Annotated in this window: 24 protein-coding genes; 18 read left to right on the top strand and 6 right to left on the bottom strand. The window is 66.7% G+C overall.

Features of this window, described 5'->3' with window-relative positions; genetic code table 11:
* Positions 1-14 precede the first annotated feature (14 nt).
* Positions 15-1,091 (bottom strand): YeiH family protein, encoded by a 1,077-nt coding sequence (locus tag WT97_RS19185; RefSeq protein WP_060354125.1) that lies wholly within the window; start codon positions 1,089-1,091, stop codon positions 15-17.
* A 112-nt stretch (positions 1,092-1,203) separates the two neighbouring features.
* Between WT97_RS19185 and WT97_RS19180 the strand changes: the two genes are divergently transcribed.
* The 8 genes from WT97_RS19180 (at position 1,204) to WT97_RS19145 (ending at position 9,005) form a co-directional block, all read left to right on the top strand.
* The gene (locus tag WT97_RS19180) at positions 1,204-2,097 is read left to right on the top strand and encodes a LysR family transcriptional regulator (protein ID WP_060354124.1); all 894 of its coding nucleotides are present in this window, start codon (positions 1,204-1,206) and stop codon (positions 2,095-2,097) included.
* A 162-nt stretch (positions 2,098-2,259) separates the two neighbouring features.
* Entirely contained in the window at positions 2,260-3,024 is a 765-nt protein-coding gene (locus WT97_RS19175) for a sugar phosphate isomerase/epimerase (RefSeq protein WP_060354123.1), read from the top strand.
* 28 nt (positions 3,025-3,052) lie between these two features.
* Complete coding sequence (locus tag WT97_RS19170; protein ID WP_059795576.1) at positions 3,053-4,045, top strand: sugar kinase; 993 nt, start codon at positions 3,053-3,055, stop codon at positions 4,043-4,045.
* Between the two features lie 113 nt (positions 4,046-4,158).
* Positions 4,159-5,439 (top strand): MFS transporter, encoded by a 1,281-nt coding sequence (locus WT97_RS19165; RefSeq protein ID WP_059795575.1) that lies wholly within the window; start codon positions 4,159-4,161, stop codon positions 5,437-5,439.
* A 4-nt stretch (positions 5,440-5,443) separates the two neighbouring features.
* Positions 5,444-6,409: a D-glycerate dehydrogenase gene (locus WT97_RS19160; RefSeq protein WP_060354148.1), complete on the top strand. Its 966-nt coding sequence runs from the start codon at positions 5,444-5,446 to the stop codon at positions 6,407-6,409.
* Between the two features lie 332 nt (positions 6,410-6,741).
* Entirely contained in the window at positions 6,742-7,785 is a 1,044-nt protein-coding gene (locus WT97_RS19155) for a LacI family DNA-binding transcriptional regulator (RefSeq protein ID WP_059795573.1), read from the top strand.
* A gap of 55 nt (positions 7,786-7,840) precedes the next feature.
* Positions 7,841-8,629: a YhfC family intramembrane metalloprotease gene (locus WT97_RS19150; protein WP_059498868.1), complete on the top strand. Its 789-nt coding sequence runs from the start codon at positions 7,841-7,843 to the stop codon at positions 8,627-8,629.
* A 13-nt stretch (positions 8,630-8,642) separates the two neighbouring features.
* Positions 8,643-9,005, top strand: a complete 363-nt coding sequence (locus WT97_RS19145) for a DUF3022 domain-containing protein (protein WP_059498869.1) — start codon at positions 8,643-8,645, stop codon at positions 9,003-9,005.
* A 46-nt stretch (positions 9,006-9,051) separates the two neighbouring features.
* Here the strand turns inward: WT97_RS19145 and WT97_RS19140 are convergent, their stop codons facing one another.
* Together WT97_RS19140 and WT97_RS19135 are read right to left on the bottom strand one after the other, a co-directional pair.
* A complete protein-coding gene (locus WT97_RS19140; RefSeq protein WP_060354122.1) occupies positions 9,052-9,483 on the bottom strand; it encodes a PGDYG domain-containing protein in 432 nt (143 codons plus the stop codon).
* Between the two features lie 135 nt (positions 9,484-9,618).
* On the bottom strand, positions 9,619-10,170 hold the full coding sequence (locus WT97_RS19135; RefSeq protein ID WP_060354121.1) for a Spy/CpxP family protein refolding chaperone: 552 nt from the start codon (positions 10,168-10,170) through the stop codon (positions 9,619-9,621).
* A 249-nt stretch (positions 10,171-10,419) separates the two neighbouring features.
* On the opposite strand from WT97_RS19135, the gene WT97_RS19130 reads away from it, so the two are divergent.
* Positions 10,420-10,884 (top strand): Lrp/AsnC family transcriptional regulator, encoded by a 465-nt coding sequence (locus tag WT97_RS19130; protein WP_006481526.1) that lies wholly within the window; start codon positions 10,420-10,422, stop codon positions 10,882-10,884.
* A gap of 501 nt (positions 10,885-11,385) precedes the next feature.
* Complete coding sequence (locus WT97_RS19125; RefSeq protein WP_006481527.1) at positions 11,386-12,486, top strand: saccharopine dehydrogenase family protein; 1,101 nt, start codon at positions 11,386-11,388, stop codon at positions 12,484-12,486.
* Positions 12,487-12,602: 116 nt separating this feature from the next.
* Here the strand turns inward: WT97_RS19125 and WT97_RS19120 are convergent, their stop codons facing one another.
* Entirely contained in the window at positions 12,603-13,220 is a 618-nt protein-coding gene (locus tag WT97_RS19120; protein ID WP_060354120.1) for an ATP-binding protein, read from the bottom strand.
* Positions 13,217-13,363, bottom strand: coding sequence for a cytochrome bd-I oxidase subunit CydX (gene cydX / locus WT97_RS33120; RefSeq protein ID WP_082742323.1), 147 nt, complete (start codon positions 13,361-13,363; stop codon positions 13,217-13,219). Before cydX ends, WT97_RS19120 begins: the two co-directional genes overlap by 4 nt.
* Positions 13,364-13,564: 201 nt before the next feature.
* On the opposite strand from cydX, the gene corA reads away from it, so the two are divergent.
* The gene (gene corA, locus WT97_RS19115; RefSeq protein WP_059795567.1) at positions 13,565-14,542 is read left to right on the top strand and encodes a magnesium/cobalt transporter CorA; all 978 of its coding nucleotides are present in this window, start codon (positions 13,565-13,567) and stop codon (positions 14,540-14,542) included.
* A gap of 7 nt (positions 14,543-14,549) precedes the next feature.
* Here the strand turns inward: corA and WT97_RS19110 are convergent, their stop codons facing one another.
* Complete coding sequence (locus WT97_RS19110) at positions 14,550-14,843, bottom strand: YciI-like protein (protein ID WP_059498874.1); 294 nt, start codon at positions 14,841-14,843, stop codon at positions 14,550-14,552.
* A 459-nt stretch (positions 14,844-15,302) separates the two neighbouring features.
* Between WT97_RS19110 and WT97_RS19105 the strand changes: the two genes are divergently transcribed.
* The 7 genes from WT97_RS19105 (at position 15,303) to WT97_RS19075 (ending at position 21,388) form a co-directional block, all read left to right on the top strand.
* Positions 15,303-15,791, top strand: a complete 489-nt coding sequence (locus tag WT97_RS19105; RefSeq protein WP_059498875.1) for an aminoacyl-tRNA deacylase — start codon at positions 15,303-15,305, stop codon at positions 15,789-15,791.
* An 851-nt stretch (positions 15,792-16,642) separates the two neighbouring features.
* Complete coding sequence (locus WT97_RS19100; RefSeq protein ID WP_059498876.1) at positions 16,643-17,347, top strand: energy transducer TonB; 705 nt, start codon at positions 16,643-16,645, stop codon at positions 17,345-17,347.
* Between the two features lie 86 nt (positions 17,348-17,433).
* Positions 17,434-18,339 (top strand): MotA/TolQ/ExbB proton channel family protein, encoded by a 906-nt coding sequence (locus WT97_RS19095; RefSeq protein ID WP_060354119.1) that lies wholly within the window; start codon positions 17,434-17,436, stop codon positions 18,337-18,339.
* A gap of 20 nt (positions 18,340-18,359) precedes the next feature.
* A complete protein-coding gene (locus WT97_RS19090) occupies positions 18,360-18,782 on the top strand; it encodes a biopolymer transporter ExbD (protein ID WP_034207364.1) in 423 nt (140 codons plus the stop codon).
* An 81-nt stretch (positions 18,783-18,863) separates the two neighbouring features.
* Positions 18,864-19,295 (top strand): biopolymer transporter ExbD, encoded by a 432-nt coding sequence (locus tag WT97_RS19085; RefSeq protein ID WP_059498878.1) that lies wholly within the window; start codon positions 18,864-18,866, stop codon positions 19,293-19,295.
* A 16-nt stretch (positions 19,296-19,311) separates the two neighbouring features.
* A complete protein-coding gene (locus WT97_RS19080) occupies positions 19,312-20,502 on the top strand; it encodes a lipopolysaccharide assembly protein LapB (RefSeq protein ID WP_060354118.1) in 1,191 nt (396 codons plus the stop codon).
* Between the two features lie 310 nt (positions 20,503-20,812).
* On the top strand, positions 20,813-21,388 hold the full coding sequence (locus WT97_RS19075; protein ID WP_059498880.1) for a helix-turn-helix domain-containing protein: 576 nt from the start codon (positions 20,813-20,815) through the stop codon (positions 21,386-21,388).
* Positions 21,389-21,498 lie beyond the last annotated feature (110 nt).

The following is a 21,498-nucleotide window of genomic DNA, read 5'->3' as shown; positions in this document are numbered from 1 at the left end:
CACGGACGTGCGGCTCAGCCAAGCCAGTGCTGCACGGCCCAGGTGATCCCGTAGCCGCCGGCGATCAGCCACACGTACAGGATCAGGCCGGTCATCAGCGCACGCGGGCCGGCCGCGCGGATCTGTGCGACACGCGTTTCGATGCCGAGTGCGGTCATGGCCATCGTCAGCGCGAAGGTGTCGAGCACGTTCAGCGTATGTGTGACGTCCGCAGGCAGCACGTTCAGCGAATTGACGATCACGAAACCGAGGAAGCCGAGCGCGAACCAGGGAACCGCCACCTTGCGCCTGGCTTGCGCGCCGCCGGCCGCGCCGCGGGCCGAGCGCGCCGAACGGGCGAGCCACCAGCCGAGCGCGAGCAGCACCGGCACCAGCAGCATCACGCGCGTCATCTTCACGATCGTCGCGACGTGCGCGACCTGCGGGCTGATGTCGCTCGCCGCGCCGACCACCTGCGCGACTTCGTGGATCGTGCCGCCGAAGAACAGGCCGAGGCCGGCCGGATCGAGGTTCAGCAAGCCGGCGTGATAGGCGACCGGGTACAGGAACATCGACAGCGTGCCGAACAGCACGACGCTGCCCACGGCCATCGCGCTCTGGTGCGGCTTCGACTGCAGCGTCGACTCGAACGCGAGCACGGCGGCCGCGCCGCAGATCGCGCTGCCGGCGGCGGTCAGCAGCGCGGCGTCGCGATCGAGCTTCATCAGCTTCATGCCGACCCAGGTGCCGATCGCGAGCGTGCTGACGACGATCAGCACCGACACCGCGAGGCCCGGCAGCCCGACCTGCGCGATTTCCTGCAGGCTCACGCGCAACCCGAAGAACGCGACCGCGATGCGCAGCAGCTTGCGTGCGGAGAAATCGACACCGGCCGCCCAGCTGGCCGGCATGCCGTCGCGCAGGCCGTTGCCGTACAACGCCCCGGCGACGATGCCGACGATCAGCGGCGACAGGCCGAGCCCCTCGATCGCGGGAAGCTGGGACAGGCTCGTGACGGCGGCGGTGAACAGCGCGACGAACAGCACGCCGTTCAACTGGCCGCGCATCGACGGCGCGGCATGGCTGAGAGGGGGAGTCGGGGCAGTGGACATGGAGGCACCGTGATGGAGCGTGTGGCGATGGTGTAATCCTAATTTCGTTATATCGATATGAAAAATTGTGATTTGTGACGTAAACTATCCGGAAAGCCGATAATTCATCCTCATGACCCCGGATCAACTGATAACGTTCGCCGCCGTCGCCGAGCATCTGAACATCAGCCGCGCCGCCGTGGCGCTGCATCTGTCGCAGCCGGCCGTGTCGGGCCAGTTGCGGCTGCTGCAGGACGAGTTCGGCGAGCCGCTGTACCAGCGCGACGGCCGCGGCATCCGCCTGACGCCGGTCGGCGAGCAACTCGCGCAATACGCGAGGGCGCAGCGCGACACGTTCGCGCAGGCGCGTGCGTTTCGAGACGCGATACGCGGGCTGGAGGCCGGCACGCTGCGCATCGGCGCGAGCACGACGCCCGCGAGCTACCTGCTGCCGTATCTGATCGCGGCGTTCCAGCCGCGCGCGCCGCGCGTGTCGATCCAGACGATGAGCGGCAATACGGCCGACGTGGTCGCGGCGCTGCCGTCGCTCGACATCGCGCTGATCGAAGGGCCGCCCGGCGAGGCGTTGCCGCCGGGCACGGCCGTGCACGCGTGGCACGAGGACGAGATCGTCGCGATCGTGCCGGCCGGCCATCCGCTCGCGGCGCCCGGCTACGACGCCGGCGTGACGCTCGACGCGCTCGCCGCGCATCCGCTCGTGCTGCGCGAGGCGGGTTCCGCCGTGCGGCAGCTCGTCGAGCGCGCGTTCGCGCATGGCGGCGCGCCGATGCGCGTCGCGTTCGAGATCGCGGGGGTAGAGGCGGTGAAGGAGGCCGTGCGCGCAGGGATGGGCGTCGGGTTCGTGTCCGCGATGTCGCTGCGTCACGAAGACGCCGCGCTCGTGCCGCGCTCGCTGGCGCCCGCGCCGCTCACGCGGCATTTCTCCATCCTCGTGCCGCATGGCGGCGCACCGTCGCGGGTCGCCGCGCAATTCCTCGAAATGAGTCTCGCGCAGGACCTCGCGTAGGCGCTCGCAGTCGCGCCGGGAACACGCGTTGCATACGGTTGCGCGCGCATTCGCGCGGCGAAACGGCCTTAGGGATTTCCTCTATGGCGTGGGTCCGACGCGAGGCGCACCATCCGTCTCAAGCAAATGGAACCGGTTCCATTCCGGTTGAAAAAGGGCAACATGGCAGACATCGTGATCGTGGCGAGCGCATTCGGGATGGACCGGGTGCGCCAGGAGGGCCACAGTGCATTCATCGCCACCGTGGCGGCATCCGGGGCGGCCGGTTTCGAGGTGCGGCGCGAGTTGTTCGCGTCGGACGACGACACGGCGCCCGGCGCGCTGGCCGTGCTCGGTGCGCAGATCGCCGGCCACGGGCTATGGTCGGTCTATTCGACCCCGGACTCGCTGTACACCGAAACGGGGGCGCTCGATGCCAACGCATTGCGCGACGCGCTCGCGCAAGCCGACGCGCTCGGCGCGCGCTTCGTGAAATTCCAGCTCGGCGGCTTCGCCGGCGACGCGCAGGCAGCCGAGATCGTCGCGCTGTCGCGCGGCGCGCGGGCCCGCGTGGTGGTCGAGAACGGCCAGCTCGAGGTCGGCGGCGCGTTCGCGCAGTTCCGCGGGCTGTTCGACGCGTTGTCCGACGCCGGCATGCCCGATGCGCTCGGCATGACGTTCGACATCGGCAACTGGCAGTGGCGCGGTGAAGCGCCGCTCGATTGCGCGCAGGTGCTCGCGCCGCATGTGGAATACATTCACTGCAAGACCATCGAAGGCGAGGGCGCGCGTCGGTTCGCCGCCGCGCCTGCGCCGAACGATCCGCTCGTGACCGGCGTACTCGCCGCGCTGCCGCAGCACGCACCGCGCGGCATCGAGTTCCCGTTCGACGCGGCCGACCTGGCCGGCGATGCCTGCCGGCGCGTCGCGTGGCTTGCGACCGCGTGACGGCGGAAGGATCCTGAGGAGTTCAGTCATGAAAACAGCACTCGATGTCGTGACCTACGGCGAAGCGATGGCGATGTTCGTCGCGACGGAGCCGGGCCATCTCGCGCACGCCGGGCAATTCGCGAAGCGGATCGCGGGCGCCGATCTCAACGTCGCGATCGGCCTGTCGCGGCTCGGCTTCCGGGTTGGCTGGATGAGCCGGGTCGGCCGCGATTCGTTCGGCCGCTACGTGCTCGACACGCTGGCGCGCGAGGGAATCGACGCGTCGTGCGTGACCGTCGATCCGCGCTACCCGACCGGCTTCCAGCTGAAGTCGCGCAACGACGACGGCAGCGATCCGACGGTCGAATATTTCCGCAAGGGCTCGGCGGCGAGCCATCTGTCGTGCGACGACTACGTGGCCGACTACGTGCTCGGCGCGCGTCATCTGCACCTGACGGGCGTCGCGCCGGCGATTTCGGCGACGTCGTGCGAACTTGCGTTCCGGCTGGCGCGCGAGATGCGTGCGGCCGGCAAGACGATCTCGTTCGACCCGAACCTGCGCCCGACGCTGTGGCCGTCCGCCGACGTGATGGCGAAGACGCTGAATGCCCTCGCGACGCTCGCCGACTGGGTGCTGCCGGGCCTCGCCGAAGGTCGGCAATTGACCGGGCACGACACGCCGGCCGACATCGCAGGCTTCTATCTCGCCCAGGGCGCGCGCGGCGTCGTGATCAAGCTGGGCGAGCAAGGCGCGTATTTCCGCACGGCCGACGGCCGCGAAGGCACCATCGCCGGCGAGCGCGTCGAGCGCGTCGTCGATACGGTCGGCGCCGGCGACGGCTTCGCGGTCGGCGTGGTCAGCGCGCTGCTCGAAGGCCGGAGCGTCGAGCAGGCGGTCGCGCGCGGCAACCGGATCGGTGCGCTCGCGATCCAGGTGATCGGCGATTCGGAAGGGTTGCCGACGCGCGACGCGCTCGACCGTCTCGAAAGTGTCGACGATCGCGCCGATCGCTTAGAGGAAACCGTCACCGCGCAATGAGAGGCCGGACACGGCACAATCCGCGGATCCATTTCGTGCGCGACGCACGGTAGTTTTGTTCGAGGCCGGGCGGGCGCTGGCGCCCACTGCGGTCCATATACGGAGACACTCTCATGGCAGCCAATCTCGCAGCCCGTCGGTGGTGGACGATCATGCCGATCGTCTTCATCACGTACAGCCTCGCTTACCTCGATCGCGCGAACTACGGGTTCGCGGCGGCGGCCGGCATCAACCAGGATCTCGGGATCAGCAAGGGCCTGTCGTCGCTGATCGGTGCACTGTTCTTCCTCGGCTACTTCTTCTTCCAGATCCCCGGCGCGATCTACGCGGAACGCCGCAGCGTGAAGAAGCTCGTATTCGTCAGTCTCGTGCTGTGGGGCGGCTGCGCGGCCCTGACCGGCGTGGTCAGCAACATCCCGTCGCTGATGGCGATCCGCTTCGTGCTGGGCGTCGTCGAGGCGGCCGTGATGCCGGCGATGCTGATCTACATCAGCAACTGGTTCACGAAGAACGAGCGCTCGCGCGCGAATACGTTCCTGATCCTCGGCAATCCGGTCACCGTGCTGTGGATGTCGATCGTGTCCGGTTATCTCGTGCATGAATTCGGCTGGCGCCACATGTTCATCGCCGAAGGCGTCCCGGCCGTCATCTGGGCCGTGTGCTGGTGGCTCCTCGTGCAGGACAAGCCGGCCGATTCGCCGTGGCTCAGCGCGCAGGAAAAGCGCGACCTCGACGCCGCGCTCGCAGCCGAGCAGGCCGCGATCAAGCCGGTCCGCAACTATGGCGAGGCGTTCCGCTCGCCGGCCGTGATCAAGCTGTGCGCGCAGTATTTCTGCTGGAGCATCGGCGTGTACGGTTTCGTGCTGTGGCTGCCGTCGATCGTGAAGAACGGTTCCGATCTCGGGATGGTCGCGACCGGCTGGCTGTCCGCGCTGCCGTACCTGGCCGCGACGGTCGCGATGCTCGCCGCGTCGTGGGCGTCCGACAAGGTCGGTTCGCGCCGCGGCTTCGTGTGGCCGTTCCTGCTGGTCGGCGCGGCCGCCTTCGCCGCGTCGTACGCGCTCGGTTCGTCGCATTTCTGGATCTCGTATGCGCTGCTGGTCGTCGCGGGCGCCGCGATGTATGCGCCGTACGGCCCGTTTTTCGCGATCGTGCCGGAACTGCTGCCGAAGAACGTCGCCGGCGGCGCGATGGCGCTGATCAACAGCATGGGCGCGCTCGGCTCGTTCGTCGGCTCGTATTTCGTCGGCTACCTGAACGGTGCGACCGGGTCGCCCGTCGCGTCGTACGCGTTCATGAGCGCCGCGCTCGTCGCCGCGGTGATCCTCACGCTGTCCGTCAAACCCCAGGCGCGCGATGCGCATCCGCTCGCCGCGCCGCTGCAAGGAAAATGAAACGATGAAGCCCCGTATCGTCGCGTACAAGCCGCTGCCCGATGACGTTCTCGCGTACCTGCGCGAGCATGCGGAGGTCGTGCAGGCCGACGGCGCCGACGCGCTCGCCGTTGCGCTCGGCGACGCGGACGGCGCGATCGGCGCGAGCCTGAAGGTCACGCCGCAAATGCTCGACCGCGCGCCGCGGCTGAAGGCGTGGTCGACGATCTCGGTCGGCTACGACAACTTCGACGTCGCCGATCTCACGCGGCGAGGCATCGTGCTCGCGCATACGCCGGACGTGCTGACCGAGTCGACGGCCGATACGGTGTTTTCGCTGATCCTGGCCTCCGCACGGCGCGTGGTCGAACTGGCCGAATGGGTGAAGGCCGGCCACTGGCATCGCAGCATCGGCCCGGACCTGTACGGCACCGACGTGCAGGGCAAGACGCTCGGCATCGTCGGGCTCGGGCGGATCGGCGGCGCGGTCGCGCGGCGCGCGGCGCTCGGCTTCCGGATGCAGGTGCTGTACGCGAACCGGTCCGCGCATGCCGAGGCCGAGACGCAGTACGGCGCCCGGCGCGTGACGCTCGACGCGCTGCTCGCGCAGTCGGATTTCGTGTGTCTGCAGGTGCCGCTGTCGCCCGACACGCGCCACCTGATCGGCGCGCCCGAATTCGCGAAGATGAAGCGCAGTGCGATCCTGATCAACGCGTCGCGCGGGTCCGTCGTCGACGAAGCCGCGCTGATCGACGCGCTGCGTTCGGGGACGATCCGCGGCGCGGGGCTCGACGTGTTCGAGAAGGAGCCGCTGCCGACGGATTCGCCGCTGCTGCAGATGAAGAACGTCGTCGCGCTGCCGCATATCGGCTCGGCGACGCACGAGACGCGCCATGCGATGGCGCGCTGCGCCGCGGAAAACCTGGTCGGCGCGCTGGCCGGCACGCTGCGCACGAATCTCGTCAATCCGGATGCGCTGGCGCACGCCTGAACTGCCTCCGGCAACCGGCTGGCGCGGCGCCGGCGCCGTTAGAGTCGATGGTCTTGGTGCCGGCGGGCCGGCTGCGTTATGATCGCCCGCTCTCGTCGCATCGACGGCCGGCCGTGCGGCCGGCGGCGTCGGGCGACGGGCATCCGCGCCGGCTCCGGTGCGGCCGACTGCCGTAGCACGCGACTGGCGGGCGCTGCGCGAGCGCGAAGCACCGGGCCGGCGCAGGCGCCGATGCGCCAGGACAGGGGAGGCCGCCGGTTGGCTTACGTTTCCAACAACAATGGTCCGTCTGCTCACGAAGCGGCGCGGATCGTACGTCGCGAGGCACGACAGTGACCGATTCGCAACCTTCCACGACGCGTCCGGCGACGATCAGCGACGTCGCGCGCGAGGCCGGCACGGGCAAGACCAGCGTTTCGCGCTACCTGAACGGCGAGACGCATGTGCTGTCCGTCGATCTGCGCCAGCGGATCGAAGCGGCCATCGCGCGGCTCAACTACCGGCCGAACCAGATGGCGCGCGGGCTCAAGCGCGGCCGCAACCGGCTGCTCGGCATGCTCGCGGCCGACCTGACCAATCCTTACACCGTCGAAGTGCTGCAGGGCGTCGAGGCCGCGTGCCATGCGCTCGGCTACATGCCGCTCATCTGTCACGCGGCGAACGAAGTCGAGATGGAGCGCCGCTTCCTGCAACTGCTCACGACCTACCGCGTCGAAGGGCTGATCGTCAACGCGCTCGGCGCCGACGAAGACGTGCTGCGCCCGTTGCGCGGCGCGGGCATTCCGGCCGTGCTCGTCGATCGCACGGTCGAGGGCTTCGAGGCCGACCTGATCGGCCTCGACAACGACGACGCGATCGAGACGGCGCTCGCGCATCTGGTTGAACGCGGTTTCGACGCGATCCATTTCGTCGTGCAGCCGTTCGAGCGCGTCAGCTCGCGGCGCGTGCGCGAGGCCGCGTTCCGCGCGGCGCTGGCGGCGCGCGGGCTGGCGGTGCCGTCGACGGTCGTGCTCGACCTGAACGCCCCCGACGCGGCTGCGGCGGCGCTCGCCGACGTCGATGCCCGCATCGATCACGCGGCCCGGCGCGGCGTGCGCGCGGCGCTGTTCGCCGCGAATGCGCCGGTCGCGCTGGCGATCGCGCGCCACCTGCGCGCGCGCTTCGGCGCCGCGTGGCAGCAGCAGGCGGCGCTGCTGTCGATCGACGATCCGGAGTGGGCCGAGCTGATCGGCATCACGACGATCCGCCAGCCCACCTACGAAATCGGCTACAAGGCCGTCGAATTCGTGCACGAGCGGATCGACGGCGCGGCGGGCGACGTGCGCGTCGCGATGCTGCCCGGCGAGCTGATTGCGCGCGCGTCGACCGCAAGCTGAGTATCATTCGGGGCACGCGGCGCATCAGGTGCGCTGCCTCGAACCAAGGAAATACATGACTGTCGCTCCCGTCACGCTGGCGGCGCTGATCGCCGCCACGCTGATCATCGCGCTGCTGCCGCTCGTCCTCTACCGCATCCTGCGCAAGCCGCTTGCGCTCAATCGCCGCGACACGATCGTCGGCGTCGCCGTCTTCACGCTGTTTGCCATGATCCTCGAGCGCGCGTTCCATGGGCTCGTGCTGAGCCACACGCCCGAGGACGGCTGGCTCACGCAGCCGCTCGCGTTCGTCGCGTACAGCGTGTTCGCGACCGCCGTGTTCGAGGAAGTCGGCCGCTATCTCGGGATGCGTGTCCTGAACCGCCGCTATGGCGCATCGGACGGCGATGGGCGCGGCATCGGCTACGGGATCGGCCACGGCGGCGCCGAAGCGTGGTTCGTCGGCGTGCTCGTGTGGGGCCAGTGGTCGTATCTCGGGTGGCTCGCGAGCCGCGGCCAGCTCGAGGCGCAATTGTCCGACCTGCCGGTCGACACCGTCGTGCGGCTGCACATGATGCTCGCGACGCTGTCGGTCCAGTCGATCCTGCTGTTGCTGCTCGAACGCTGCGCGGCGTTCGCGGTGCAACTGGCGCTGTCGGTGCTGGTATGGCGCGGCGTGCGGGCAGGCCGAATGGCCGTGTTGCCGCTCGCGATCGTGCTGCATGCGCTCGCGGCGACGCCGGCGCTGCTGTACCAGGTGCGCGTGCTGCCGGCCGCGTGGGTCGAGGCCGCGTATGTCGTGCTGGCCGCGATCCTGGCGATCGTGCTGGTGAAGGCGTGCCGGCCGTCGCGTGCGGCGGCCTGACGGGAGAGACGGAGTGGACGACTATCTGATCGAATGCCGGAGCGCGGAATTCGACGCGCTCGCGCGTGTGATCTGCGATCTGTTTCCGGAGCAGACGCGCTTCGCCGAAAGCAGCGACGCGCGCGGGCGCTTCCTGTCCGTGCACTGGCTGGCGATGCGTTTCGGCGCGACGCCGAAGCGGATGACGCTCGACATCCGGATCGTGCCGGCCGCGCTCGCGCGCTACCTGGCGCTCAAGCCGATGCAGCGCGCGCGCAGCCATGCGGTGCTGCATGCATATACGGAAGCGATGCTCGGATCGCTCGAAGAGCGGCACGCGGCCGGCGAGGCCGTCGAACGCGAGGCGGAACTCGAACTCGACGAAGACTTTGCGTGAGCGGCGGCGCCGGCCCCGGGCCGGTGCGGTGCATTACGCGGGTGCATTACGCGTCGCGATAGACCTGAGCGAAGCGCTGCGCCTGCACGACGCCGTAGTCGCCGGGCGCGTATTGCATCACCCAGTCGCCCGCGACGCCGCGCAGCGTGTCGCCGTTCTCCGAGCGGGCGATCGTAAACGGTTCGTCCATCCGGCGTGCGAGCACGACGGTCGGCCGATTGCGGTAAGCGCCCGGCGCGCCGTGCGCGAGCGCCGGATCGGCGGGCAGGTATTTGGCGTCGAAGCGCGCGCGCGACACGACCCAGCGGTCGCCGGTCGAGCCGGTGATCAGCGCGTCGCCCACACCATAACGGTTCGGGCCTTCGAGGCTCATCAGTTCGCCGTCGGCCTCCGCGAAGGACACGGCGACGGTTTCGTCCTTGACGACGCGACGGGCCTGCGGATCGGTACGCAGATCGAGTTGCTTGAGTTCGAGCATGGCGGGGAAGGGCGGGAAAGCGGGAAAAGCCGGGAGCTTATCCCGAATTCGGCGCGCCGTGTGACGCGCCGATGCCGCCGGGGGCGCGGCGCCGTTCGGCCCGGACGAGCCGGCACGGCGCCGACGGGGAGGGCGTCAGGGCTGCGCGGGTGCGCTCGCGGCCGGCGCGGCGGCTGCGCTGCCTTCCTTGCCCTTCGTCTTGCCCTTGCCGCGGTGCTCGCCGCCGTGGTGCAGCCAGTTGCGGAAGGTCGTGTCGGCCAGCGCCTTCTGTTCGGCCGGGAAGCTCTCGTAGAGCGGCGCGAAGGCGTCGGCGAGCTTCTTTGCACCGTCGGCGTTCGCCTGCGACAGTTCCGCGTACTGCTTCATGTCGTCGAGCGCGGACACGTCGTGCTTGGCCATCCGTTCGCCGTAGAGGCGGCCCATCGTTGCGCCGTTGTCGCGCATCGTATCGGCGAACGTCTTCCATTGCGGCTCCTGCGCCGACGTGATCTTCAACTGGTCGTGCAGGTACTTGATGCGCTGCTCGATGCGCGCTTCGTGGCGTGCCGCGCGCTGTTCGGCGCTCGGGGCCGACGCGGCGGCCGTCATGGCCGGCACCTGGGCGGGCGCTTGCGGCTGCGCCGGGGTTTGCGCGAACGCGCTGGCTGCAACGACGAGCGTAGCGAGGGTGAGCGAGATTTTCTTCATGGTTGGCTCTCCGGGGTGGTGTCTTGCGAGCGGGCGCGGCGGCCATCGCCGCCAGCGCGCATCTCGCGTCGCCCGCTATTAGTAGCACGTTGCATGCAGTGCGGCAGCGAATGCGACACTTGCTTACATCCGATACGAATCGAAATCGAAAGGTTCGAATCCGGGCCATGCCGGTTGGGCGCGCCGGCGTTCGGCGCTATCATCCCGTCACTTTCCACTCTGCCGGCACATGCGTACCGGCCCAGCGTCATGCGTCCACCCCGCCTCGACCAACTCGACGATCTCGACCGGCAACTCGTCGCGCTGCTGCAAGCCGATGCGCGCGCCAGCGTCGCGGATCTCGCGCGCCAGCTCGACGTGGCGCGCACGACGGTCGTCGCACGGATCGCGCGTCTCGAACGCACCAACGTGATCGCCGGGTACAGCGTGCGACTGGGGCAGGACGTGCTCGACGCCAGCATCTATGCGTACGTCGGCATCATCCTCACGCCGAAGTTCGGCAAGGACGTATTGCGCAAGCTCGACCGGATGCCGGAAGTCCAGCTGCTGTGCGCGGTGAGCGGCGAGTACGACTATGTCGCGTGGCTGCGCGCCGATTCGCCCGAACGGCTCAACGATCTGCTCGACCAGATCGGCACGCTCGAAGGCGTCGAGCGCACGACGACGTCGATCATCCTGTCGCGCAAGATCGATCGCGGGACGATCGGCGGCTGACCGGTCGCATGCCGCGCCGCGCACGACCGCGCGAGCGTGGTGCGGATTGGGTGGCGTCGCGGGCGCCCGGCCTGGCGTCGGGTGCATGCCCGCACGCATTCGTCTTGACCTTTGCTGTACGTCGTGATCGGCACGGGTTTCCGCCATCATCCTTTCGCGCACTTCGCGCATCTCTCCCGAATCTCCTTTCGCATTCCGCGTCGACCGGCGCGCCGCATCCGACGCATGGGCTGTTCGTGTGTCCGGTGCCACGCCGTGCGTCCTCGTCTTCGTCGTTGCAACGTGCAACCGCTAACGACCGGTTTGCGACAGCACCGCTACGCCTTTTTTAGGCGCTTCTTGAATGAGTATGTCATTTCGGCGAAATACATCGTCATAACGTCGAAATTATCGGTCGTTTCGCATCATTCTTCGTCTTGGAACTGATTTTGAGCGTCCCTACACTGTGTGCATGGCTCGACGCCGTCCACAACACCAAACCCATCATCAGGAGATAAGCGCATGAAAATCGCCATCGTCGGCGCAGGTCTGATCGGCCACACCATTGCTCACATGCTGCGTGAAACGGGGGACTACGAAGTCGTCGCGTTCGACCGCGACGCGGATGCGCTCGCGAAGCTGTCGCGCGAAGGCATCGCGACGCAGCGGGTCGATTCGGCCGACGCGAATGCGATTCGCGAAGCAGTGAAGGGTTTCGATGCGCTCGTCAACGCGCTGCCGTACTATCTCGCGGTCAACGTGGCCGCCGCCGCGAAGGCTGCCGGCGTTCACTACTTCGACCTGACCGAGGACGTGCGCGCCACGCACGCGATCCGCGAACTGGCCGACGGCTCCGATCGCGCGTTCATGCCGCAGTGCGGCCTTGCGCCGGGCTTCATCGGCATCGCCGCGCACGAGCTCGTGAACGGCTTCAGTGAAGTGCGCGACGTGAAGATGCGCGTCGGCGCGCTGCCCGAATATCCGACCAACGCGCTGAAGTACAACCTCACGTGGAGCGTCGACGGCCTGATCAACGAATACTGCCAGCCGTGCGAAGCGATCCGCGACGGCCGCAAGCAATGGGTGCAGCCGCTCGAAGGCCTCGAACACTTCTCGCTCGACGGCACCGAATACGAAGCGTTCAACACGTCGGGCGGCCTCGGCACGCTGTGCGAAACGCTGTCGGGCAAGGTCGAGACGCTCGACTACAAGTCGGTGCGCTATCCGGGCCACCGCGAGCTCGTCCAGTTCCTGCTGGAAGACCTGCGCCTGTCGACCGACCGCGACACGCTGAAGTCGATCATGCGTCGCGCGGTGCCGTCGACGAAGCAGGACGTCGTGCTCGTATTCGTCACGGTGACGGGCGTGAAGGACGGCCAGCTGGTGCAGGACGTGTTCACGCGCAAGATCTTCGCGAAGGACGTGTGCGGGATGCACATGAGCGCGATCCAGATCACGACGGCCGGCGCGATGTGCGCGGTGCTGGATCTGTTCCGCGAAAAGAAGCTGCCGCAGAGCGGTTTCATCCCGCAGGAAAAGGTGTCGCTGAAGGCGTTCCTGTCGAACCGCTTCGGCAAGCTGTACGACGGCGGCACGATGGAGCGCGTGCACGCGGTCGCCTGACCGAGGTTGCGGGACCATTCGCCAGTCTCTGGCACGAGGGCCGTACGACGCCGGAAGCGCAGCAGCGCTTCCGGCGTTGTTTTTTGAGGAATCGGGAAGGGCGCCTGGCCGTGCGATCAGGCCGGCAGCGGCGGCACGATCGTCGCGGGTTGCGGCGGCGGCACGATGCGGTACAGCAGCGCGTCGATGTCCGCATCGGACGGCGCGGTGTTGTCGAACATCACGATGCCGTCGCATTCACGGCCGGTCGGCACGAAGCGGCGTTGCCGGTATTCGTCCCAGTGCGCGAGCTTGTACGCATCGTTCGGGTTGGCGCGCGCGACGATCCGCTGGTGCGCGACGTCTTCCGACGTGTGAACCCATACGACCGTCAGCGCGACGTCGGGCGCGATGCCGAGCCACGCGCGATCGAGGATGCGCCGGTCGCGCACTTCACGCGACAGCGGGCCGACGACGAGCACGCCGATACCGAGTGCGAGATTTTCACGGGCCGTATCGAGCAGGCCCTGGTATTCGGGATCGCGAAGATGTTTGAGGTAGAGCGGGCTGTCGCGGTCGTTCGGATCGTCCGTGAGCGCGCCCATCGCGGCCGCGCTGTAGCGGCCGTACAGCGTGTCCTTGTCGAGCAGGCAGAATGCCTCGCCGGTCGCGCGCATCAGCGGCCCGATGAGCCGCTTCGCGAGCGTGGTCTTGCCGGTGCCGGCGTGACCGCAGAAGAACACGAGATGCGTCACGAATACCGGCCCCCCGCTTTCCGGCGCGACGTGTCGCCACGCGCGTCGCCGCGCGAGAACACTTCCGCTTCCAGCCACATCGCGTTGATGATGCCGAAGCCGAGTGCCACGCCGATGCCGAGTATCCACGAGAAATACCACATAGGTCTGTCTCCTTGACGGTGCGGCCGCACGGCCGTTGTGCATCGCGCAACGCAGGCCCGGCGGGCCTGTCGACGCGCCCCGACGCGCGTGCTGCGGCGCACGCAGCACGATCATGACCAATATTGGCGTGCCGCGCAAGCCGGGCCGTCCGTGCGGCAAACCGGTAAACTGATGGGCAAACTGCAACATCGTGGGACAACATGCTGATCAACTGTGCTGCTTACCAGGACGGCCGCAAGCTGGCCGATATCGACATCGCCGCCATCAGCGATTACGTGTCGAAGCCCGAATGCTTCGTGTGGGTCGCGCTGAAGGATCCGACGCCCGAGGAAATCGATCTGATGGGCGAGGAGTTCGGCTTGCACGAGCTGGCGCTGGAGGATGCCCGCAAGGGTCATCAGCGGCCGAAGATCGAGGAATACGGCGATTCGCTGTTCGCGGTGCTGCATACGGTCGAACTCGACGAGGACGACGAATTCAAGGTCGGCGAGCTGAACGTGTTCGTCGGCCCGAATTACGTGCTGTCGATCCGCAACCATACCGAGCAGGATTTTCGCGACGTGCGCAAGCGCTGCGAGCGCGAACCGCATCTGCTGCGCGAGGGGTCGGCGTTCGTGTTCTACGCGTTGATGGACCAGGTCGTCGACCGGTATTTCCCGATCCTCGAAACGCTCGGAACCGAGCTCGAGGAACTCGAGGATCGCATCTTCGCGAAGGCGACGCCCGCGTCCTCGCGCGCGATCATCGAGGATCTCTATTCGCTGAAACGCCGGCTCGTGATGCTGTACCAGCACACGGCGCCGCTGATGGAGCCGCTCGCGAAGCTCACCGGCGGGCGCATTCCGGAGGTCTGCAGCGGGATGGCGGCCTACTTCCGCGACGTGTACGACCATCTGCAGCGGATCGTGAAGACGATCGAAGGGCGCCGCGAGATGGTCGTGACCGCGATCCAGGTCAACCTCGGAATGATTTCGCTCGCGGAGAACGAGGTGACCAAGCGGCTCGGCTCGTTCGCCGCGCTGTTCGCGATACCGACGATGATCGCCGGCATCTACGGGATGAACTTTGCGAACATGCCCGAGCTGCACCTGAAATACGGGTTCTACGGCTGTATCGCGGTGATGGCCGTCGCCGACCTCGCGCTGTGGTGGCGCTTCAAGCGGGCAGGGTGGCTGTAGCCCGATTTCACGCCGGACGCGGCGCGTGCTTGCCGACCACGACGCGCCACGGCCGCACGCGCCACGATTTCACGAGGCCATTCTGCACGTACGGATCGGCGCGCGCGAACGATTCGGCCGCTTCCGGCGAATCGCCTTCGAACACGAGCACGGCCTGGTCGGCCGGGTCCGCCAGCGCGCCCGCGAGCACGAGTTCGCCGCGCTCGGTCGCGGCCTGCGCGAGTGCGAGATGCTGCGCACGGAACGCGTCGCGCCGCGACAGGTAATCGTCGACGAGTTCGTAGATCAACTGGTAATGCATGATGGCTCCAGGAGTCGGTTTCCGCCGGGAGATTGGGGGCGGCCGGCTCAGTATAGGGCACCGGGAAAGCTGTTGGCGGCATGGCGTGCCGGCGTGACGGCGGGCATTCGCGGGTTCGCTTTTTTGAACGGCGCATCCCCGGCGGTATCCCGTTGTTTTTCGTAAAAATGCAACTAACGGTCCGGTTTCCCGACATCGGCAAATTGCCGACTCGTTCGCGTGTACGTAGCACTACCTAAAATTCGTCTACAGAGACGAGGGGCTTTCCAGGCCCGTTTCGGGTCTCGATCTCGCATGCCGGCGAGGGCGGGCGCACAGATGAAAAATGACGGGGAACGGGTTGCCGGGGCATCGGGACCGGCGTCGCGCGAGGGCGTTTCCATTGAGCCCGAATGCGACCTATGCTGAACGAATCCGGAGCGAACGCCGTTCGCCCGATTCACCCAGACGAGGTGTGCCATGCCGGTCTCAGCCACCCTGCAGGATTGCCTGCGCCAGAAGTCATCGCGGTACGAAATCGTGTACCACCCCTATAGTCATACGAGCATGGAGACGGCCGCCGCCGCGCATATTCCCGGCGACCGGCTCGCGAAAACGGTGCTCCTCGAGGACGCCGAGGGCTACGTCGCCGCCGTATTGCCGACGACGCACGCCGTGCGCCTGTCGGATCTCTGGGTGAAGACGGGACGCCATCTCGTGCTCGCCCGGGAGGTCGAATTGCGCGAGTTGTTCAAGGATTGCGACATGGGCGCGCTGCCGCCGGTCTGCATGGCGTACGGGATGAAGACGTTCCTCGAGGAACGCCTCGCGCAGCAGCCGGAAGTCTATTTCGAGGCCGGCGATCACGAAGCGCTGATTCACATGACGCAGGACGAATTCCTGATGCTGATGGAGACTGCCGAGCGGGCGCATTTCTCGCACCGGATGCAGGGGATGATGCTGTCCTGAGCGATGCCGGTCGTGCATCGACGAAGCATGCACGCGCATTGTCTCATCGGGCTCGGTGAAGTGGATGTGCCAGTGCGTGCAAAGTGGCGGGCAACGCATTCACGCTGATGCAGCGGTTTCCGGCATCGGAAAGCAGATTCGGTGTGCAGAGCATCGTGTAGATCAGATCGATGGAAAAAGCATCCTTCTTTTTATTTGGAATCCTTATAAATAAGCGACGGGTGTCCCGTCGGAACATCGCGTGAACAAGCCCCGGCCCACATGACGACGGCCAATCGGCTTCCATCCGTGCATGTGACATGCGAAACGCATCCGGCGAGCTCATTACAGACGCGCCGATTCGGTGCTTCGCACTAAATTGGTGATTATTTTTTAGAGGCACTTGATTGGTGCGATAACCATACAAAGTAATTACCAAATCGATGGAAAATGTTTACTAAATCGTTATTCGAGCAAGGCCTCCAAACTTTGTATTCGAGTATCAAATAAAGTTTGACGCCCAAATTTTTTCCTTGCTATCTTCTGCACCCAAGACGAACGGCCCGGCTGACATCAGTGTGTAACGAAGATCCAGTCGTCACGCGAGAAAAGTGCCGGTGTCGACGCAGCAGCTGACAATTGCCTGAATGCGCTGGTTCGGAATAGACGCCGGATAGGGCGGCTATCCCGTTGCGGTTGAAACGATTCCTTGAAATTGAGTAAATCGGGATCCGAAATCGATTCTTTCGATTTGGATCGCTAATTGCATTGAAAGTGAAATTTCGGGGTGAGGCGGAGACGGAACCGACCCGGTTCCGGGGCCAGCCATCGTCGCGAAACTGGGCGATTCGCTTGGGGGATGGATAGTGGGCATGAAAGTCGAAGAGCATCTGGTTGCTTCGAACAGCGGACTGGCCACGCTAGGGCGTCCGCGGGAATTCGGCAAGAAGCAGCAGAATCCGGTGCGCCGTTTCGGCGGCATCGCAGTCGTCCTCCTGTTGCATGCAGTGCTGATCTACGCATTGCTCAACGGCCTCGCGACGAAAGTCGTGCAGGTGATCCAGCATCCGATCGAAACCCGCATCATCGAGCCGGTGAAGCCCCCGCCACCCCCGCCGATGCCGGTCGTCAAGCTTCCGCCGCCCAAGTTCGCGCCCCCGCCGCCGCCGTTCGTGCCGCCGCCGGAAGTGCCGGTGCAGGCGCCGCCGCAGGCGACGATCACGCACCAGTCTGCACCGGTGCCGTCCGCGCCGGCCGTGCAGGCGCCCGTCATCGCACCGCCCGCGCCCGCGCCCGCGAAGCCGGTCAGCCACGAAGTGGGTGTCGTCTGCCCGAATTCGGACACGATTCGCGCATCGATGCAGTATCCGAAGGAAGCGCAGGAAAACAACATCACGGGTGACGTGACGATCGAGTTCGTCGTGGATGCGGACGGGAACATCACGAACGAACGCGTGGCCCAGTCGGCCGACCCCGTGCTCGATCGTGCGGCCTACAACACCGTGAAGCGGTTCAAATGCGTGGCGCAAGGCCAGGCGGTAAGGGTGCAGGTGCCGTTCTCGTTCAACCTGAATTGATGCAGTGGGCGGCCCGGCGAGAGCCGGGCCGGGGAAAACCGGCTTGAACCTTAATCGTAAGTTCAACGAAAGAATTGGAGTGGGGTATGACCAAGCGTTCTCTGGCCGCACTGGCGGCAAGCCTGTTGATGTCCGTCGCTGCAATCGACGGGCTCGTAGCACCGCAATTCGCTTACGCGCAGGCGAGCGGATCCACGGCGGCGCCCGACGCGTCGACACAAGCCGCGGCGCCTGCGCCCGCGCCGTCCGCCGCCGAGCCGGCCCCGCCGCCGGCGCCGGCCGCGACCGAAGCAGTCGAGAATCCGTACGGGCTGGGGGCACTCTGGAAGAACGGCGACTTCGTCGCGCGCTTCGTGCTGATCCTGCTCGTGATCATGTCGATGGGCAGCTGGTACATCATGGTCACGAAGTTCGTCGAGCAGTTGCGGGCGAACCGCCGCGCGAAGCTTGCGGACGCGCAACTCTGGAGCGCGCCGTCGCTGGCCGAGGGCGCGAAGCTGCTCGACGAGGCATCGCCGTTCCGCTTCATCGCCGAAACGGCGATCGAGGCGGGCGAGCATCACGACGAGGCATTGCTCGAAGCCGTGGACCGCAACACGTGGATCGACGTGTCCGTCGAGCGCTCGATCACGAACGTGTCGAACCGCATGCAGGACGGACTCGCGTTCCTGGCGACGGTCGGTTCGACCGCGCCGTTCGTCGGGCTGTTCGGCACGGTGTGGGGAATCTATCACGCGCTGACGGCGATCGGGATCGCGGGCCAGGCGTCGATCGACAAGGTCGCGGGCCCGGTGGGCGAGGCACTGATCATGACGGCGATCGGTCTGGCGGTCGCGGTGCCTGCCGTACTCGGCTACAACTTCCTCGTCCGGCGCAACAAGTCGGTGATGGAGCGGGTCCGCAACTTCGGCGCCCAGCTGCATACCGTGCTGCTGGCCGGCAGCAAGCGTGCCGCTCGCGCGCCGTCGCCTGCCGCGTCGCTCGTGAACTGACCGGCTGACGGAGGCGCGCGATGGGCATGAACGTCGGGCAGGACGAAAGCGACGAGGTGATCGCGAACATCAACACGACGCCGCTCGTCGACGTGATGTTGGTGCTGCTGATCATCTTCCTGATCACGATTCCGGTCGTCACGCACACGATCCAGCTGCAGCTGCCGAAGGAGGTCGTGCAGCCGCTGCAGACCACGCCGAAGAGCGTCGAGATCGCGGTGAATCGCGACGGCGATTTCTTCTGGGGTGAACAACGGGTGGATGCGTCGACGTTGCTCGCGAAGCTGAAGGGCGTGTCGCAGCAGCAGCCGCAGCCGAGCGTGCACGTGCGCGGTGACCAGAACACGCGCTACGAGTTCATCGGCCGGGTCGTCACGATGTGCGAGCGGGCAGGCATCGCGAAGGTGTCGTTCATTACGGAACCGCCGGCGCGGGGTGGTTAGCCTTGCACGGGGACGGCACGCGCGTCGATTCCGATTGACGGCGACGCATGGGATCAGAGCAAGCATCGACAGGAGCAGACGATGGGAATGAACGTGCCTTCGGGCGGAGGCGGCGCCGAGCCGGACGTGATGGTCGACATCAACACCACGCCGCTGATCGACGTGATGCTGGTGCTGTTGATCATGCTGATCATCACGATCCCGATCCAGATGCATTCGGTGAAGATGGACCTGCCGGTGGGCAACCCACCGCCGCCCGCCACACCGCCGGAGGTCGTGCAGATCGATATCGACTTCGACGGTACGACGACGTGGAACGGCGCGCGGGTGCCGGATCGCGCGGCACTCGAGGCGAAACTGACGGCGATCGCGCACGAGCCCGTGCAGGCGGAGATCCATCTGCGGGCGAACAAGCTGGCGCCGTACAAGGACGTGGCGGCCGTACTGGCGTCCGCGCAGCGTGTGGGCGCGACGAAGATCGGCCTGATCGGCAACGAGCAGTTCATGCAATGACGGGACAGGCCAACCGATGAGCCAGCGACGATGGAAATGGATGATGGCGCTGACGGCGCTCGGTGCGGCCTGCGTGCTCGGCGGGCCGGCGTGGACGGCCGACGCGTTGCGGCCCGATGTGGCGAAGCCGCTGGCGGCCGCGCAGGACCTGTATCGCGCGCACAGGTATCGCGACGCGCTCGGCAAGATCGCGCAGGCGGCCGCCGTGCCCAACCGCACGCCGTATGAAACCTACATGGTGGAAGCGACGCGCGGCGCGGCGGCGATGGCGGCCGGCGATACCGGTGTGGCCGCGCAGGCCTACGAAACCGTCCTGAACTCGGGGCGCCTGTCGGGCGAGGACGAGCAGAGGACGACGGCGGCGCTCGCGGGGATCTACTTCCAGCAGAAGAACTATCCGCAGGCGATCCGCATCGCGCAGCGCTACTTGAAGGCGGGGGGCACGGATCCCGAAATGCGCACGCTGCTCACGCAGTCGTATTACCTGTCGAACGATTGCGGCCAGGTCGTGAGCCAGCTGAAGGCAAGCGCGGACGCACAGGTGAAGGCCGGCCACGCGCCGGACGAAGGGCAGTTGCAGATGCTGGCGGACTGTGCGCAAAAGAGCAAGGATGCCGGTGCGTATCGCAGCGCGCTCGGCATGCTGGTGGCTTATCATCCGAGCCCCGCGTACTGGGAGGAAATGATCTCGGCGATTCGCGGCAGCCCCGGTTACCTGTCGTCGCTCGACCTCGACATATACCGGCTGCGCAGAGCGACGGGCTCGCTGACGACGGCCGGCGCCTATATGGAGATGACGCAGCTCGCGCTGGTGGCGGGCACGCCGGCCGAAGGCCGGCAGGTGATCGACCAGGGTTTCGCGTCCGGCGTGCTCGGCAAGGATGCGCAGGCGGACCGCGAGAAACGGCTGCAGGCGCTGGCCGCAAGGCGCGCGCAGTCGGGCGCGGACACTGCCGATCAGGTGGCGCCGATCGACGCAGGCATGAATCTGGTGTTCGCGGGCCATGCGGCGCAAGGGCTGTCGATGATGGAGCAGGTCATCGCGAAGGGCGGGCTCGAGCATCCCGATGCGGCGCGGCTGCGGCTCGGCGAGGCGTACTACGTGGCGGGCCAGAAGGCGCATGCGGTCCAGGTGCTGCGCACGGTGAAGGGTAACGACGGATCGGGGGATCTGGCGAAGCTGTGGACGGTCGTCGCGTCGCGGTAAGGCGACGCTGGGGGATGCAGCGGCCGAATGCGGGATGGGCACCGTACCGCATGCATGTGCCATTGCGGCCACCTGAAGGTGGAGAAGTCTGACTGGGCGAGGAAAAAAGGGGGCAGCCGTGTTAATTAGTAAACCGAATGAAACGAGCGCGAATCGCGCGATGGCGAAGCGGGACTCCCGTTTCGCTTCGCGCGAGACGTGCGCGCGGCGGCGACGGGCAGCGGAGCCTCGCACCGTGGCGGCAGCTTCATGGCATCGGGCAAGGCCTGCCGACATCAAATCGATTGCGATTGAGAGGGTCCGTTCTTCCATGGTCTTGCCTCCCGATGAATCGGTGCTCGTCGCGGTTTCGCTCGGCAACAAGATCCGCGCGCTTCGGCAGCGGCTGAAACTCACGCTCGACGAAGCGGCCACGACGGCAGGGATCTCGAAGCCATTCCTGTCGCAGGTCGAGCGTGGGCGCGCGACGCCGTCGATCACGTCGCTGGTCCGGATTGCGAAGGCGCTCGGCGTGACGATGCAGTACTTCATCGACACGCCGACCGAGGCGCGCTCGGTGTGCCGCGGCGACGCACTGCAGTATTTCCAGTTCACGAACTCGGCGAGTTCATTTGCCAGGCTGACGAATCTCGTGGACGGTCGCAAGCTCGACGCGATCCTCGTCAGGATACCGGCGGGCCAGTCGCCGTCGGAAGTGACGACGCATGCAGGGGAGGAGTTCCTCTACGTGATGCGCGGAAGGGTCGCGCTCACGCTGGAGGATTGCACGTTCGTGTTGAGCCCCGGCGACACCGCGCACTACGAGTCGACGATGCCGCATGCGTGGCACAACACGGCCGACGAAGAGGCGGTGATCGTCTGGGTTGGTACGCCGCGGCTGTTCTAGCCCGTCGGACCAGCATTATTCGAAACGGAAAGCAAGCAGTGCGCTCAGTGCAAGTAATCAGTTTCGGCGTGCCCGGCACGCTGAGCCAGAGCGGGTACGACACGTCGGTG

It is taken from the genome of Burkholderia sp. MSMB1459WGS, assembly GCF_001534535.1.
Taxonomy (GTDB): Bacteria; Pseudomonadota; Gammaproteobacteria; order Burkholderiales; family Burkholderiaceae; genus Burkholderia.
The sequence above is the reverse complement of the archived record's forward strand: the minus strand, read 5'-3'. Positions and strand labels throughout refer to the sequence as shown.

What these genes read in the sequence shown, in the direction of transcription:
- WT97_RS19135 (WP_060354121.1), bottom strand. Translation starts at nt 10,170, where the DNA reads ATGAAGAAAATCTCGCTCACCCTCGCTACGCTCGTCGTTGCAGCCAGC.
- WT97_RS19160 (WP_060354148.1), top strand. Translation starts at nt 5,444, where the DNA reads ATGAAGCCCCGTATCGTCGCGTACAAGCCGCTGCCCGATGACGTTCTC.
- WT97_RS19080 (WP_060354118.1), top strand. Translation starts at nt 19,312, where the DNA reads ATGAGCCAGCGACGATGGAAATGGATGATGGCGCTGACGGCGCTCGGT.
- WT97_RS19165 (WP_059795575.1), top strand. Translation starts at nt 4,159, where the DNA reads ATGGCAGCCAATCTCGCAGCCCGTCGGTGGTGGACGATCATGCCGATC.
- WT97_RS19150 (WP_059498868.1), top strand. Translation starts at nt 7,841, where the DNA reads ATGACTGTCGCTCCCGTCACGCTGGCGGCGCTGATCGCCGCCACGCTG.
- WT97_RS19185 (WP_060354125.1), bottom strand. Translation starts at nt 1,091, where the DNA reads ATGTCCACTGCCCCGACTCCCCCTCTCAGCCATGCCGCGCCGTCGATG.
- WT97_RS19085 (WP_059498878.1), top strand. Translation starts at nt 18,864, where the DNA reads ATGGGAATGAACGTGCCTTCGGGCGGAGGCGGCGCCGAGCCGGACGTG.
- WT97_RS19130 (WP_006481526.1), top strand. Translation starts at nt 10,420, where the DNA reads ATGCGTCCACCCCGCCTCGACCAACTCGACGATCTCGACCGGCAACTC.
- WT97_RS19110 (WP_059498874.1), bottom strand. Translation starts at nt 14,843, where the DNA reads ATGCATTACCAGTTGATCTACGAACTCGTCGACGATTACCTGTCGCGG.
- WT97_RS19125 (WP_006481527.1), top strand. Translation starts at nt 11,386, where the DNA reads ATGAAAATCGCCATCGTCGGCGCAGGTCTGATCGGCCACACCATTGCT.
- WT97_RS19180 (WP_060354124.1), top strand. Translation starts at nt 1,204, where the DNA reads ATGACCCCGGATCAACTGATAACGTTCGCCGCCGTCGCCGAGCATCTG.
- WT97_RS19105 (WP_059498875.1), top strand. Translation starts at nt 15,303, where the DNA reads ATGCCGGTCTCAGCCACCCTGCAGGATTGCCTGCGCCAGAAGTCATCG.
- WT97_RS19175 (WP_060354123.1), top strand. Translation starts at nt 2,260, where the DNA reads ATGGCAGACATCGTGATCGTGGCGAGCGCATTCGGGATGGACCGGGTG.
- WT97_RS19140 (WP_060354122.1), bottom strand. Translation starts at nt 9,483, where the DNA reads ATGCTCGAACTCAAGCAACTCGATCTGCGTACCGATCCGCAGGCCCGT.
- WT97_RS19075 (WP_059498880.1), top strand. Translation starts at nt 20,813, where the DNA reads ATGGTCTTGCCTCCCGATGAATCGGTGCTCGTCGCGGTTTCGCTCGGC.
- WT97_RS19095 (WP_060354119.1), top strand. Translation starts at nt 17,434, where the DNA reads ATGACCAAGCGTTCTCTGGCCGCACTGGCGGCAAGCCTGTTGATGTCC.
- WT97_RS19090 (WP_034207364.1), top strand. Translation starts at nt 18,360, where the DNA reads ATGGGCATGAACGTCGGGCAGGACGAAAGCGACGAGGTGATCGCGAAC.
- corA (WP_059795567.1), top strand. Translation starts at nt 13,565, where the DNA reads ATGCTGATCAACTGTGCTGCTTACCAGGACGGCCGCAAGCTGGCCGAT.
- cydX (WP_082742323.1), bottom strand. Translation starts at nt 13,363, where the DNA reads ATGTGGTATTTCTCGTGGATACTCGGCATCGGCGTGGCACTCGGCTTC.
- WT97_RS19170 (WP_059795576.1), top strand. Translation starts at nt 3,053, where the DNA reads ATGAAAACAGCACTCGATGTCGTGACCTACGGCGAAGCGATGGCGATG.
- WT97_RS19100 (WP_059498876.1), top strand. Translation starts at nt 16,643, where the DNA reads ATGAAAGTCGAAGAGCATCTGGTTGCTTCGAACAGCGGACTGGCCACG.